A 16,696-nucleotide genomic window follows, 5' to 3' on the forward strand; every position below is an offset into this window, starting at 1 on the left:
TACTTTTGCATACGAAGAGTTCTTTGAAGGTTACGCAACGCGCAGAAGGATAATGCAGTAGATAACTAACTAAATCGTAACCTATTACTATCAAGAGCAATTAACCTACGCTCATTTCCAATAAATTACACTCTTTTCGTAACTTCCGGGCGCAAAGATACATAATTTTATGCAGTCGTGTAGACGTACACTTATAAAATCTCATTCCTTCTCCGTACTGTCATGTGTTTGTTTGGGAGTGTGGCTGGCAATGTATTCTCCCGGTTTCATGCCAAACTGTTTCTGGAAGCACTTGCTGAAATACGACGGGTTGTTGAATCCCACCATGTAGCTCACTTCGTTGATACGGTACTGGTTTTCCAGCAGCAAGGAAGCCGCCTTCTTCAAACGGATAATCTGAATCATCTCGTTGGGAGTGGTATTGGCCAGTCCTTTGAGTTTGACGAACAATCCCGAACGGCTGATACACAGCTTTTCGGCCAGGAAGTCTACTGAAAGCTGGTCGTTGTTCAGGTTCTCTTCAATCAGGTGGTTCATCTTCTCCAGGAACACCTTGTCGGTCTGGTTGGCTGCGATGGAGTTGATGGAAACGGTCGGCATTTGTGAGAATTTCTGTCTCAGTTGCAGACGCAGTTCCAACAGATTCTTGATGCAGGCCTCCAGATACTGCAGGGAGAACGGTTTTTCGATGTAGGCATCTGCTCCGCAATTCATGCTGGCAATCTTGGCTTCCGTTCCAGTTTTTGCTGTCAGCAGGATAAACGGGATGTGACTGGTCAGCTGATTGCTTCTGACCGCTTTGCATAATTCTATTCCACTCATGCGAGGCATCATCCAGTCACTGATAATCAAGGAAACTTCTTGTTCTTTCAGTTTATGGAGAGCTTCACTACCGTCGGAGGCAGTCACGATGGTATAGTTATTTTGGAAGTGTGAGGAAAGGAAATGAAGCATGTCCTCGTTGTCATCCACGATGAGCATGATGGGGAGTACCTTGGCTGAAACTGTAGTGTCATGCTGTTCTGGGATGATATCCTCTGGCAGTGGAGCGGCCGACAGGTTTTCTCCTTCTTGAGTGGTCTGTCGTTCTTGCTTTTGCGGAAGTGTGATAATAAACGTAGAGCCTATTCCCGGTTGAGAGGTTACTTCCACTTTTCCATAATGTGCTTCTACGATACCTTTCACAATGCTCAGTCCGATGCCTGTACCCGGTTTGTTTTCAGATGCCTGATAGAACGGTTTGAAGATTTTTCCCAGTTCCTCTTCGCTCATTCCTTTTCCATTGTCTTTCACCTGGATAGAGAAGGTTTGTGTTTTCGGCTGTTCCTGGAAGCGGACTTCAATCATGCTGTTTGTATATTTGTTGGCATTGGTCAGCAGGTTGCTCAATACTTTTGTAATTGCCTCTTTGTCTACGTCGGCATAGAAGTTCTTGTCCGGATACACTACGGAGAAACTGACTCCTTTTTGGTGAAGGGTCGGAGAGAAACGTTCGCACACGCCTTCCATCAGCTCCCGTATGGATTGTGAAGTGAAGTGCATCCGCATTTCCTTCTGTTCCACTTTCCGGAAGTCGAGCAGCTGGTTTACCAGATAAAGCAGACGCTGGCTGTTGCGGTCGATGATTTCCAGTTCCTGCCGTTCGTCGGCCGGGATGTGTGTGGACTGCATCACTTTTTCCAGCGGGCCGATGATGAGGGATACCGGCGTACGGATTTCGTGGGCAATCATGGTGAAGAAATTGATTTTGGCTTCGTGGATTTCCTTTTCTTTCTTGTTGTTCAGTTCGTCAATGGCCTTGGCGTGTTTCTTTTCACTTTTACGTACTACGTAGCGCAGCAGCAGTCCGATGGCCAGGATAAATAGCAGAAAGTACCCGATTTTGAATGGCAGCGAGAAATAGAACGGAGGGTGTATGATGATACGGATGGAAGTGCCTTCCTCGTTCCATACGTTGTCATTGTTTGAGGCTTTTACGCGGAACGTATAAGTCCCTGGAGGCAGATTGGTATAGGTCGTACTGTGTTGTGACCCCACATAATTCCATCCCTTGTCGAATCCTTCCAGAATGTAGGCATATTGGTTTTTTTCTGGCGTACAGTAGCTTAAGGCCGCATACGTCAGTGTGATGACATTGTCTTTGTAAGGAAGATGGATTTCTTTCAAGTGGTCAATGGCTTCCGGCAGAATCCCCCCTTGCTGCGTCTCTATTTTTTTGTTGAAGATTTCCAGTCCGGTCAGCACCACATTGGGTTTCTGTGTATTGAGTTTCAGCAGGTGTGGATAGAACGTATTGAAGCCGTTGATGCTGCCGATATAGAATTCTCCGTTACGGGTTTTCAGGGCTGAGGCCATAATGAAGGCTTCGCTTTGCAGACCGTCGCTTTTAGTAAAGATTTGTGTCGCACCAGTGGCTGGAGTGTATTTGACAAGACCTTTGGCTGTAGTGAGCCACAAGCAATCTTCACCTTCCAGAATGGCGTTGATGCATTCATTTGGAATTTTCAGTGGCTGATGTATGAATTTCTTTTTTTGTGAATTATATAAATATAATCCTTCGGAAGTTGCTGCCCATAATTCATTTTCTCGATTGATACACAGGTGGTTGATGTTGGTGCAGTTTAGACCTTGTGGCTGAGCATATTTTTCCCATACTTGATTTTGGGGGGAATATTTGAACACGCCTTTCCCTTGTGTAGCAATCCAAAGATTTCCTTTTGCGTCTTCTGTAATCTCAATGATTAGTGCATTTAAATCCTTGATAAATGAAAAATGATGTTGTTGTGAATCATATAAGCAGAGTCCGCTCATGGAACCTGTCCAGATACGTCCTTGGCTATCTTTAAAAATAGAATAAATGCTGCTTTCATCTAATCCATCGCTGACATTATAATTCCTGATTTGTCCTGTTTGGGTATTTAAGATTTGTATTCCATTGCTGTAGGTGCCAATCCAGAGTTCTTTATTTATGTAACAGAGTGCATGTACATTATTTTTCTGGAGTTTTTCTATTCCTGGAAAATTTATAAATTGTCTGGTTGAAGGGATGAAACAACTTATTCCAAAATCATCGGAACCAATCCATATATTCCCATCTTCATCTTCACAAAACCGACTGATAATTTGACTCCTGAAATAATGGGTATTGTCGGAACCAGAATAGCCATGAAATTGTCCACAGTAAGGAGGGAGGTAGTTCACACCGTTATAATAGGTTCCAATCCATACTCCTCCTTCTCTGTCTTTCAGCATAGGATAAATGAATTTATCTGATAATGATTTTTCTTCTTCGCCGTATTGGTCATATAAATAGCTTTCGTGAGTGATAGGATTGAATATAGTAAGTCCGTCATCAGATCCAATGAAAAAGATTTCAGGTGTATATTCAATAATAGAGTGTATGTGCAATCCTCCTTTCTTGTCACCTGGAACAAGATATTTTTCTACTTGATGTGTATTGGGATTTAATTTCCATAGTCCTTTTTCCCATGTACCTATCCAAAGATTGTGGGCTGAGTCTTCCCACATAGCCATGGAATAAACTCCTTGGGTCTCTCCTTCAATCATGAATTCTTCAAAGGTGTTATTGGCTTTATTTAATCGGCAAAGATGATAAGGACCTGATGCCCATATATTGTTTTGCTCATCATTTAAAATTCGGATGACGATGTTATCATTTTGTGGAATCTCAAACTGTGTTAGTTTATCGGTTTGGATATTGTATAGAAATATTCCTTGTTTTTGCGTAGCAATCCATATATTTTTTTCTTTATCTTGGATGATGTAATTTATCCATGAATGTATACCATTAGTGTCCCATTTTAACGGGACACTAATGATGGAAGTTATTCAATTTCGCAGCCGACAAGGATTCCGGAGATGTTAAATGCTTATCAATATGGTACTTATGTAAATGAATATGATGCAGATCCACGTCATAGTCAGCCGGGCATTACTTATTCTGATGAAGTGCTTGAGCATTATAAGAACCATGATGATCCGATAAATTATCCAGATACAAACTGGTGGGACGAAGTGGCCAAAGATTGGGCTGGAAAAACACAGCATAGTTTGTCTGTAAGTGGAGGTACTGATAAGGTGTCATTTTATACTTCTGCCCAATATATGTGGCAAGACGCAATATATCGAAATTCAGCTCAAGACTATAAACAGTTTCAGTTGATTTCTAATTTGGATGCAAAGATTAGCAAATCGGTTCGTTTTAGTTTGGATATTTTAGGTCGTCAGGAACAGAGACAACGTGGCATTTATTCCACTCCTTACTTGTTTACTTATTTTTTTAGTACGTTCCCTGGCAGTGCTCCCTATTATCCTAATGGATTGCCTCGTGTAGGATATGATGGCATTACACGAAATGCAGCCATTATGGTTACAGATCTTCCAGGATCTAATAATTATACCAATAATATATTGAACATTAAGCCGTTACTTCATATTGATTTGGATTTTCTTACTAAAGGTTTATATGTAGAGGGATATGCGGCTATAGATTATACATTTAGTGACGGTAAACAAATAAATCAGCCTTATGATTTGTATTATTATGATAATGCAACTCAAGAATATCAGAATAAACGGTCTGATACGGGTCAGATTAGTTTAAATGATTGGGCTACCCGTTATTCCACCATAACTTTGAATGGACGTATTGGCTATGAACGTACTTTTAACGATGTACATAAGGTAAATGCGTTTGTGGCTTATGAACAAAGCAAATATAACTATCATACTTTGTCAGGATATCGTACGAATTTCTTGTCAAATACGTTAATGGATTTGTTTGCAGGAAGTGATGTTCCTGCTGATAAAGACAATGGCGGATATTCAGATGCAACAGCACGTGTGAACTTTTTTGGACGTGTAAACTATTCGTATAAGGATAAATATTTGGCTGAGTTTACCATGCGTTATGATGGTTCTATGAATTTTGCTCCTGGTCATCGCTGGGGAGCATTCCCTTCTTTCTCTTTGGGATGGGTTTTGTCGGAAGAAAAGTTCTTTGAACCAGTGAAACCTTATATTGATTTCTTGAAATTGAAAGCATCATGGGGGCAGATGGGTAATGATAATATTACAGCTTATCAGTATCTTTCTCAGTATGCCTTTACAAGTAGAGGAGCGTATTTTGGCACAGGAGATGGGGCAGCCTTGAATAAAGGTTTTTATCTGACTCGTACTGCTAATCCTTTGGTAACATGGGAAACGGCAAATACAACAAACTTAGGATTTTCTGCTACTTTCCTGAATGGAAAGTTTAGTTTGGACTTTGACTGGTTTAAGTCTAAACGTCGTGATATCTTGATTACAAGAAGTGCATCTATTCCTGCCTATTCTGGTTTGGTACTTCCTGCAGAAAACTTAGGAAAAGTCAATAATTCAGGTGTAGAAATTGTTGCGTCCTATCGTGACAAAGCAGGAGATTTTGAATGGGGAATTACGGGTAACTTTACTTATGCAGAAAATAAAGTCGTATATATGGATGAAGCGGTTGCAACTCCGGAATGGCAACGTACTACGGGTAATCCGATTGATGGACTGGTACTTTACAAAGCATTGGGAATTTATCAGAATCAGGCACAAGTAGATAATACTCCTCACATGGATAATGCAGCTCCTGGAGACTTGATTTACCAGGATACTAATGGAGATGGAACGATTACATGGGATGATGCGATTCGTTTGAATGAATCGGCTACTCCTAAGATTGTGTATGGCTTTACTTTGAACGGGAGTTGGAAAGGACTTGATTTAAATATCTTTTTCCAAGGACAGGCAAAAGCTGTGCAATTGGTTCAGCCTACCATGAATATGGTAACAGATTTTTATGAAGGTCGTTGGCGCACTGAAAATACGGTGGAAGAAAATCTGAATGCTCGTTGGCCGAAGGCATTTATCAAGCAAACGTATGGTGATACATGGAATGGTACGGCTTCTACATGGTGGTTACGTAATGCGGCATTTCTTCGATTGAAATCAGTTGAATTAGGATATACATTGCCTAAATCATGGACTACAAAGATGGGTATTCAGAGATGGCGTTTTTATGTCAACGGTAATAATTTGTTTACTTTTGATAAAATGAAGATTTGTGATCCGGAGGTAGGTACATCTAAAGATGACAATGGATATGCCATTAACTCAAATGGAATTTTAGCTTATCCTTTGCAGCGTATGATTACTTTCGGAACAAACATCACTTTTTGACGTGTTAACATTAAATTCGAGTAACAATGAAAACAAAACATTTTTTATATACATTGGCTTTTGCTTGTATGAGTTGGAGCACTACTTCATGTGTGGATATATTGGATGTAGATCCGATGAATTCTTTCTCGGATGAAGCTGTGTGGAGCGACCTTGCACTTTCTGAGACTTATTTGAATGCCCAATATGCAAATCTGTGGGCAGAAAGTATGAAAGGAACTCGATTTGCTCACTTTACGGATGAAGTGTTTCAAAAGCATACTTATGGTTCAGAGAATGTGACGCAAGGATTGCTGAACTGTGATACCTATGCCATCGGTTGGGATGAAACTATGTGGGATCCTTGGGGAACGTATTATGGATATATAAAGAGCGTTAATCTATTTCTTGAACGTATTGATGAGGTTCCAGGAGATGAAGAATGGCGTAATTGGCAGAAAGGTCAGGCTTTGTTTCTGAGAGCTTGGAATTATCAGATGCTGTATAGTTTGTATGGTCGTGTTCCAATAGTAGACCATACGTATGGCCTGAATGATACATTTGAAGAGGTACGAGCTGATATGGATGATGTAGCTGCGTTTATTGTGAAGGATTGTGATGATGCGGCTGCCTTGCTTCCTGTTTCGTATCCTGATAACTCGGATTTTGGACGGGTGACAAAAGGAGCTGCTTTGGCTTTAAAATCGAGAGTCCTGTTGTATCAGGCAAGTCCTTTGTTTGGTACTCCATCTGCTGAAAAGTGGAAAGCAGCTGCAGATGCTGCCCATGCTGTGTTTGATTTGAATGAATATCATTTGCAGGATATTAATACGGCTAATGTAGTAACTGATCCGAAAACTGTAGGAGACGAATATGGCAATCTTTTCTTGAATCCGGAGAATCCGGAGGTTATTTTTGAGAAATTATATGATCCTAAATATGGTGCAGGTGAAAATATGTCTTATTTATATCAAGCTCCTTGTGGCATCGGTAATGGTTTTCAAGGATGGGGAAATTTTAATCCGACGCAGGAAATGGCAGATTTCTTTCAAAATGCAGACGGTTCAGTTTTTGTTCCTCAGTCTTATTGTGAAGCACCGGCAGGTACTATGCCAAGTATTTGGCAAGGGCGTGAACCTCGTTTTTATGCCGCTTTTATTTTGGATGGAGATATATGGGGATATGGTGATGGTAGACGTGAAGTAGAGGTCTTTCGTTCAGGTGAAGAAGGTGTTACCGCAGGAAAAGACAGTGATCAGGGAGAATATTGGTGGAATGCGACCAATACAGGTTACTCAATGAGAAAATTCTTGGATCCTAATTATAATTCAGCAGGAACAACTATGCATTCTACGCCATGGTTCTTTATCCGTTTGTCTGAAATCTATCTGAATTATGCAGAATGTCAACTTCAATTAGGCTATGTCGAAGGGACTGAAGGAGCTCGTGAATATATAAATAAGATTCGTCATCGGGTTGGCCTGCCTGATATTCAGGCTGGTGATGATGTATGGTCGGCTTATTATTATGAGAGACAAGCTGAACTAATGTTTGAAGGACAGCGTTGGTTTGATTTGCGTCGTTGGAAAAAGATGGAAGAGTGCTATAGTAAACCTGTAACTGGTATTACGATTTATAAATATAAAGATGGAATGAAAAGATATTGGACAGGAAATGAGGTCTCTGTCAGAAATTTTGCAGGAGTAGCAGGGGCTGAGGCACATTATTGGTTGCCAGTGCCTCGTTATGAACTGCGTCGTTCTCCATTGATTGATGCACAACCTTATGAATAATCAAAAACAAATATTTGAGCTATGATGAGAAGATATATATATATATGGGAGCCTAGATGGTAGGAATGGCTTCTTTGGCTTGTACGGATTATAGTGAACATGTAGCATATAATGAACAATATCCTCTTTCTGAAGGAAAGGAGTTGTATCGACCGTTAGAGTTTTCCGGACAGGACTGGAGAGTAGATACCTTTGCTTATTGCTATGACCGTATGGCATGTACAGAGAATTTGGCTATTTTTTGGGAAAAAGGCTTTGGAGATGATTTATCCGATCCTCCTCAGTTGGAAGGAAACGACATGCATGTAGATTTGGAAAATTTGAAAACGAAATTGGAGTACTTTTATACATATTATCGTGATAAATTGAACTTTGTAAATGAAGGTTCGTTAAGTGAAAAGTATCGTATGATGGTGATGATTCAATATTCGTTGGAAGGGACTGCTTATGGAGGAACATACGATAATAAGATTGGAGCTTTTTGGGCTGCCCCCAATAGATTACAGGACGAGAACCTGAATACGGTAGCACATGAACTGGGACATAGTTTCCAGTTGCAGATGATAGCGGATGGAAGTGATGGCTGGAGTGGAGGCGCAGGCAGTGGTTTTTATGAAATGACTTCGCAATGGATGCTGTGGCAGGTGAATCCGAATTGGATGACAGAAGAACAGTATCATTGGGATGCTTTTAAGCAGGCAACTCATAAGGCTTTTTTGCATACGGATAACATCTATCGTTCTCCTTATGTGCTGGAATATTGGAGCGAAAAACACGGAGAAAATTTCATAGCCGACATGTATCGACAAAGTCTTTCTTACGAAGATCCAGTGGATACTTATCAGCGTATGACAGGAATCACGCAAGATCAATTTATGGATGAAATATTTGATTGTTACCGTCATCTGGTAAATTTGGATTATGAACGGGTGTATGATGTGACTCGTGTTCATGCCAATTCTTTTGAAAGTTTTAAGCCGTATATGATGGAACTTGCGGACGGCACTTATCAAGTCAAGGCTGAACGTTGTCCTGAAAATTATGGATTTAATGTGATAAAATTGGCTGTGCCTGCTCCCGAAACTACGATAACAGTAGATTTTAAGGGGCTGCAAGGTGAAGATGCGGATCCTGATGGTTATCCGGGATACCAGAATACGTGGTGGTATCAGCCTAATTATCGTTATGGTTTTGTGGGAATTACTCAGGAAGGCTCTTCTATATTGAGTGATGTCGGTCGGACGGATTTTTATAATCAAACGAGCAGTGTGTCTTTTACTCTTCCTGCAGGACAACAGTTGAAATATCTGTGGCTGGTTGTAACGGCTGGTCCTAAGGATGCAAATTGGACCTTAAGTGCGCTTCCTATGGCACAATGGCCTTATACAATTAAACTTACTAATACCACTCTTCAATAAGCGTATGCTTTTATGAGTTATTATAGCCGCATTCAGAAGCATGTTTTGTGATGAATGCGGCTTTTTTAGAAAAAAGAGGTACTTCTCTTGCTTTTTATCCTTAAAATGAATATATGATGAGACTTAGAACTTTTTTTGCAGGATTGGCATTCTTGTGTGGATGCAATGTGTATGGGCAGATGTTTTTTGGAGAAGCTAAGGCATTGCCGGATTCAGTTTTTGATTCTTTGGCCCAGACTCCTCCGATGGGATGGAATAGTTGGAATAAATTCGGCTGCGATGTCAGTGAGAAGCTGATGAAAGAAATGGCCGATGCAATGGTAGAATCAGGAATGAGAGATGCTGGGTATGAATATATTGTGATTGATGATTGCTGGCAAATCGGACGGGATTCTTTGGGAAATATCATTCCGGATCCGGAGCGTTTCCCTAATGGAATAAAGGTATTGGCAGATTATATTCATAGCAAAGGACTGAAACTCGGTATCTATTCTTGTGCAGGTTCCTATACATGTCAAGGACGTCCAGGAAGTAGAGGATATCAGTTCCAGGATGCCCGCCAGTATGCGGCGTGGGGAATAGATTACCTGAAATATGACTGGTGTTCAAATGAGGGGCAAAATGCCCGTGCGGCTTATCAGACAATGAGTGATGCTATCAAGCTAAGTGGACGGCCTATTGTATTTAGTATATGTGAATGGGGAGAGAATGAACCTTGGAAATGGGGAAAAGGGATTGGCCACATGTGGCGTGTTACCCCGGATATACGAGATTGCTATCAATGTAAGTTTGATTGGGGGGGGGAGTTGGCGTATTAGACATTATTGATATTATGGCTGATCTTTATCCTTATGCTGGACCTGGACATTGGAATGATGCCGAAATGTTGGAAGTTGGAAATGGAGGAATGAGTAGGGACGAATATATTACGCATTTTTCTATGTGGTGTATGCTGGCTACTCCTTTAATGGCAGGGAATGATTTACGTAAAATGGATGTGGAAACTAAAGAGATTCTTACAAATAAAGAGGTTATTTCTGTGAACCAGGATAAATTGGGAGAACAAGCACGTCGGTTCATGGATATGGGGGAAAAAGAAATCTGGGCAAAGCCTTTGGATAACGGAGAACTGGCAGTTTGTTTCTTGAATCGAACGGAAGATGTCTGGAATTTGAATTATGACTGGCATAAGCAAACGATTTATTTTGCAGATCAAATAAATATTCATAAAAAAGAATATTTAATTCGAGATTTGTGGAAACATCAAAATATAGGTACCACAAAAGAACCTACACGATGTATGATTGCTCCTCATGGAGTTCTAATGGTCCGTTTGTCCCTGAAAAAATAGAAAAGAGTAGATATTATAAATGGAAAAATAATCTAAGAAAATACGAAAAGAATCTATGTAATTTTACAATGTATTGATAATTAATGAATTATAAATCAAAAATAGTCGGCCTATGGTCGACTATTTTTGTAGGTGAATAGATGATATTTTTATTGTTGATGGTTACTAAACTCTACATTTGTAACAACAAAAATAAACCCAATTTATACAATATGAAGAACAGACTTTTGATATTGATGAGTGGAATAGCAGTGGTGGGATTCACTTCTTGTACCAAGCCTGCTTATCAACAGCCGGATGCTCCGATTCAGGAGGTCCCGTTTACCCAAGTACATATTAATGACGGTTTCTGGTTGCCTCGTATTGAAACGAACCGCACCGTATCTATTCCTTCTGCTTTTAAGGAATGTGAGAAAAACGGCCGTTTCGACAATTTCGCCATTGCGGGCGGATTGAAAAAAGGAGAGCATCGCGGTGATTTCTCTTTCGATGATACAGATCCTTATAAAGTAATAGAAGGTGCTTCTTATTCGCTGGCTGTAAAATATGACCCGAAACTGGATCATTACTTGGACAGTGTGATTAATATTATTGCAGCGGCTCAGGAACCGGACGGCTACCTGACGACTTGTGTGACCAACAAGTGTTACCGCCTTTCCGGATGGTGGGGACGTTCTAAATGGGAGAAACTGAACAGCCACGAATTGTATAACAGTGGTCACATGTACGAGGCTGCCATCGCACACTATCGGGCTACGGGTAAACGTACCTTCCTCGACGTAGCTATCAAGAATGCCGACCTGGTGTGTAAGGTGTTCGGTCCGGGAGAAGGACAGAAGCACGTGCCGTCGGGACATCCCATCATTGAAATGGCATTGTGTAAATTATATAAGGTAACGGGTGATGAAAAATACCTCAACATGGCGAAGTATTTCGTGGAAGAAACCGGACGGGGTACCGACGGTCATAAACTGAGCGAATACAGCCAGGACCACAAACCGATTCTTCAGCAGGATGAAATCGTAGGTCATGCCGTACGTGCCGGATATCTTTATTCAGGTGTGGCCGATGTGTCTGCCTTGACAAAGGATACCGCTTATTTCCATGCCTTGACCCGCTTGTGGGACAACCTGGTGAGCAAGAAACTGTATATCACCGGTGGTATGGGCTCCCGGGCACAGGGAGAAGGTTTCGGACCGAACTATGAATTGCAGAACCATACCGCTTATTGTGAGACTTGTGCGGCCATTGCCAATGTGTACTGGAACTACCGTATGTTCCTGGCTACAGGAGATTCCAAATATATGGATGTACTGGAACGGGCCTTGTATAATGGTGTGATTTCAGGCGTTTCATTGAGCGGCGACAAGTTCTTCTACGACAATCCGCTGGAATCCATGGGCGAACACGACCGCCAGCCATGGTTCGGCTGTGCCTGCTGTCCGGGTAATATCACCCGCTTCATGGCTTCTGTATCTAATTATGTATATGCCACTCAGCAGAACGACATTTATGTGAATTTATACATCCAGGGCAAAGCCGAAATGAAGACGGCCGACAATAAGGTAACGCTGGAACAGACTACTCAGTATCCGTGGGACGGCAAGATAGCCATCAAGGTGACTCCGGAAAAGGCAGGTAAGTTTGCCATCCGTCTGCGTATCCCCAGCTGGGCAAAATCGGCTCCGGTAGCTTCCGACTTGTATGCCTATACAGATGCCGCCAAGAAATATACGTTGAAAGTCAACGGTTCCGATGTGAAAGGCATGGAAGGTGACGGTTATGAAACCCTTGTCCGCACCTGGAAACCGGGCGATGTGATTGAATTGGATTTGCCGATGGATGTACGTCGTATCACGGCCAACGACAAAGTGGAAGTCGACCGGGGTATGGTGGCATTGGAACGTGGTCCGATTATGTTCTGCTTGGAGGGCAAAGACCAGCCCGACAGTATCGTCTTTAACAAGTTCATTCCGCGTGACGCCAAGATAAAGGCTACCTACGATGCCAACCTGCTGAAAGGGGTGATGGTATTGAGCGGAACTGCCAAAGAATTGGGTAAGGACGGCAGTGTAAAAGATGTACCGTTCCGTGCCATTCCTTATTCTACTTGGGACAATCGCGGTGCCGACCAGATGGAAGTCTGGATTCCGGAGACGAAGGAATATGCTACTCCGACGCCGGAGCCGACCATCGCTTCCAAGGCACAGACCTTTAGCATTCAGGCCCCCATCCAAAAAGATGCGCCCGAATCGGCATCTGTAATGTCTTACGCGTGGGGTGTAAACGACCAATGGGAACCGAAACGTTCTTCCGACACTTCCAAACCTTATTTCTACTGGTGGTTGAAAGATGGAACATTGGAATCGTTGGCCTATGAGTTTGACCAGCCTTACACGGTGTCGAAAGTAGAAGTCTACTGGCTCGACTTTGACCATTACGACGGCAATTTCCGAGTACCGCAAAGTTGGAAACTTTATTATAAAAATGGTGATTCCTGGAAAGAAGTAGAAACGAATGATCAATATGGAGTGGAAAAGGACAAGTACAATGTAGTCAACTTCAAGCCAGTAAAGACTACCGGATTGAAGATTTCCGCACAACTTCAGAAAGGAGCCTCAGGAGGTATTATAGAATGGAAAGTAGAGTGATTATAAACCCTTAAATACAAACAAAATGAATACACATTTAAATCGCATGTTGTTTAGTCGTGCATTTGTGAAAGTGTCGACATGTGTGATGATTTCTGCTAGTTGCCTGCCTATGGCAATTCATGCAGAGTCTAATGGATCCCCGGTTGTTCAGGAGGTCTTCCAGCACAAAGCCATTTCTGGAAAAGTAGTTGATTCTAAAGGTGAATCAATTATAGGTGCGAATGTGATGGAGAAAGGCACAACCAATGGAACTATAACGGATTTTGATGGCAATTTCAGTTTAAAGGTCTCAGCTAATAGTGTCATAGTTATTAGTTACATTGGTTATAAGTCTATTGAAATTTCGGTTTCTCAGATAAAAGCGGGAGGTCAGATTACGTTGAAAGAAGATACAGAATTGATGGATGAGGTAGTAGTTGTGGGATATGGAACGCAGAAAAAGGCTACATTGACAGGTTCTGTTTCGTCTATTGGTGGAGATGACTTGAAGAAAATTTCTACAGCGAATCTTACGAACACTCTTGCTGGTAAAACAGCGGGTGTGATTGCAAATACGAGAAGTGGTGAGCCAGGAGCAGATGATGCTGAAATCTTGATTCGTGGTAAGGGAACTTTAGGAAGTACAGCTCCGTTGATTGTGGTTGATGGAATTGCAGACCGTTCTTTTGGACGTTTAAATGCAGAAGATATAGAATCCATATCAGTATTGAAGGATGCCTCTGCGGCTATTTATGGAGCTCGTGCAGCTAATGGAGTTATTCTTGTAACTACGAAACGTGGTAAGGAAGGTAAGGTAAAGGTGAATTATAGTGGCAACGTTTCAATATCTCAGCCTACTCGTATTCCTCAAATGTTGGATGCATATCAATATGCTACTTATGTAAATGAATTTGATGCGGCACAGGGGAATTCATTGACTTATCCAGAAACAGCTCTTGCTAAGATTTTGGATGGTAGTGACCAGATAAATTATCCTAATACTAATTGGTGGAATGCTGTTGCTAAAGACTGGGCAACTAATACTGAACACAGCTTATCTATTAGTGGAGGTAATGAACGCTTTTCATTCTATACGTCAGCTCAGTATCTGTATCAGGATGTAATTTATAAAAATAGTCCGCAGAATTACAACCAATATCAGTTTACAACAAATTTGGATGCAAAGATTACAAAAGCAATCAAATTTAGTATGGATATTTTGGGACGTCAGACAGTCAATAATAGAGGAGTGTATTCGACAGAAGATTTGTTTGGATATTTCTTGACCACAAGTCCTATGGCAGCTCCATATTACCCGAATGGTATGTTGAGAATTGGTCATGATGGCATTACGAATAATGCTGTGTTGATGGTTTCTGACCTTCCTGGAACGGATAAGACCACAAATAATACATTGAATTTAAAGCCAAGACTTCGTATCGATTTGGATGCATTGACTTCTGGATTGTACTTGGAAGGATATGCTGCATTGGATTATACATTTAATAATGGAAAGACACAGAATACTCCTTATGATATTTATTCCTATGATGCGGCTAGCGGTGAATATATTAATCATCGGGATGCAACTGGGTCTATTAGCTCTGGTTCGTGGTCAAGCAATAGTAGTACAATCACTTTAAATGCTCGTATCGGATATAATCGTACATTTAATGACGTACACAAGGTAGATGCTTTTGTCGCATACGAACAATGTAAGTATGATTACAATTATTTGTATGGTTATCGTACGAATTATATATCTTCAGCATTGCCAGATTTGGATTATGGAAGTACGAATAAGGATGATCAGAGTAATGCTTGAAGTTCGGATGAAACAGCTCGTCAGAATTGGTTCGGACGTATAAATTATGGTTATAAAGATAAATATCTTGCAGAATTTACCTTACGTTATGATGGATCTATGAATTTTGCTCCTGGACATCGGTGGGGATTGTTCCCTGGATTCTCTGCCGGTTGGGTAATGTCTGAAGAGAAGTTTTTTGAACCATTGAAAAATGTAGTTAGTTTCTTTAAACTGAAAGGTTCATGGGGTATGATGGGTAACGATAATATTTCTGCTTATCAATATCTTTCCATGTATGGTTTCACGAATGCAGGTTATACCTTTGGCAAGGATCCTGTATTTGCACAGGGGGTTTATGAAACTGTTACTGCCAATCCTTTGGTTACATGGGAAACTGCAAAAACATGGAACGTGGGATTTTCTTCTCAGTTCCTAGATGGAAAGTTCGGTTTGGATTTTGATTATTTCCAGTCACGTCGTAGCGATATCTTGATTACACGTAATGCTTCTATTCCGACTTATTCCGGTTTGTCACTTCCAGCAGAAAATTTGGGAAAGGTGAAGAATCATGGTTTTGAGGTTATTGCTACTTATCGTGATCATGCGGGAGATTTTGATTGGGGAGTAACTGGAAACGTAACGTATGCAAAGAACGAGGTCGTTTATATGGATGAGGCAACGGATACACCTGCATGGCAGCGTCAGACGGGACATCCAATTGATGGAGGTGTGTATTATCAGGCATTGGGAATCTATCAAACCCAAGAAGAGATTGATGCGACTCCACATTTAGCTGGAACGAAGGTCGGTGATTTGATTTATCAAGATACGAACGATGATGGTAGTATTACTTGGGATGATGCCGTACGAAGAGATAAGTCAGCTACTCCTAAATGGATTTTTGGCTTGACTTTGAATGGTTCATGGAAAGGATTGGATGTAAACGCTTTCTTCCAAGGTCAGGCCGATGCTGAGATTTTGGTTCAGCCAACAATGAATATGGCTACGGATTTTTATGAAGGTCGTTGGAGTGATTCAAATACTGCAGAACAGAATTTGGCAGCTAAATGGCCGCGGGCATTCATGAAAGAGTCTCAAGTGGACGGACGCAATTCACAGTCTTCTACTTGGTGGCTGCGTGATGCATCGTTTGTGCGTTTGAAATCATTGGAGGTTGGTTATACATTCCCAAGTAAGTGGACTACAAAGTTGGGTATTGAGAACCTTCGTGTATATGCAAATGGGAATAATTTGTTTACAATTGATGGAGTGGATATTTTTGATCCGGAAATGACATCAGGAATAAAAGGGTATCCTATTCAACGTACATGGACATTTGGCTTAAATGTGACTTTCTAATTATAAATAGACTAATATGAATACTATATATAAAAATAACGTGAGTTCGAAATAGTAATAAATATATTTCAGTGATAATTAGAAACATAGCGATAAAAGTATTAAATTTATAGTGCTGAATTATAAGATTT

Annotated in this window: 4 protein-coding genes and 3 pseudogenes; 6 read left to right on the forward strand and 1 reads right to left on the reverse strand. The window is 41.1% G+C overall.

From position 1 onward, the window contains the following. Window positions 1-201: 201 nt before the first annotated feature. Window positions 202-3,567: a hybrid sensor histidine kinase/response regulator transcription factor gene (locus OCV81_RS12255; protein ID WP_262640343.1), complete on the reverse strand. Its 3,366-nt coding sequence runs from the start codon at window positions 3,565-3,567 to the stop codon at window positions 202-204. A 273-nt stretch (window positions 3,568-3,840) separates the two neighbouring features. On the opposite strand from OCV81_RS12255, the pseudogene OCV81_RS12260 reads away from it, so the two are divergent. The 6 genes and pseudogenes from OCV81_RS12260 to OCV81_RS12285 form a co-directional block, all read left to right on the forward strand. Continuing rightward, window positions 3,841-6,225 (forward strand): annotated as a pseudogene (locus OCV81_RS12260) (SusC/RagA family TonB-linked outer membrane protein); the annotation flags it as partial. Window positions 6,226-6,251: 26 nt separating this feature from the next. Beyond that, a complete protein-coding gene (locus OCV81_RS12265) occupies window positions 6,252-7,997 on the forward strand; it encodes a RagB/SusD family nutrient uptake outer membrane protein (protein WP_148330230.1) in 1,746 nt (581 codons plus the stop codon). Between the two features lie 56 nt (window positions 7,998-8,053). Then, window positions 8,054-9,415 (forward strand): DUF6055 domain-containing protein, encoded by a 1,362-nt coding sequence (locus OCV81_RS12270; RefSeq protein ID WP_148330231.1) that lies wholly within the window; start codon window positions 8,054-8,056, stop codon window positions 9,413-9,415. A 179-nt stretch (window positions 9,416-9,594) separates the two neighbouring features. Continuing rightward, a pseudogene (locus OCV81_RS12275) lies at window positions 9,595-10,766 on the forward strand (glycoside hydrolase family 27 protein). A 212-nt stretch (window positions 10,767-10,978) separates the two neighbouring features. Next, complete coding sequence (locus tag OCV81_RS12280; protein WP_148330232.1) at window positions 10,979-13,417, forward strand: glycoside hydrolase family 127 protein; 2,439 nt, start codon at window positions 10,979-10,981, stop codon at window positions 13,415-13,417. A gap of 25 nt (window positions 13,418-13,442) precedes the next feature. Continuing rightward, window positions 13,443-16,565, forward strand: a pseudogene (locus OCV81_RS12285) (SusC/RagA family TonB-linked outer membrane protein). The last annotated feature ends 131 nt before the right edge of the window (window positions 16,566-16,696 follow it).

The organism is Phocaeicola fibrisolvens (genome assembly GCF_025567125.1).
Taxonomy (GTDB): Bacteria; Bacteroidota; Bacteroidia; order Bacteroidales; family Bacteroidaceae; genus Phocaeicola; species Phocaeicola fibrisolvens.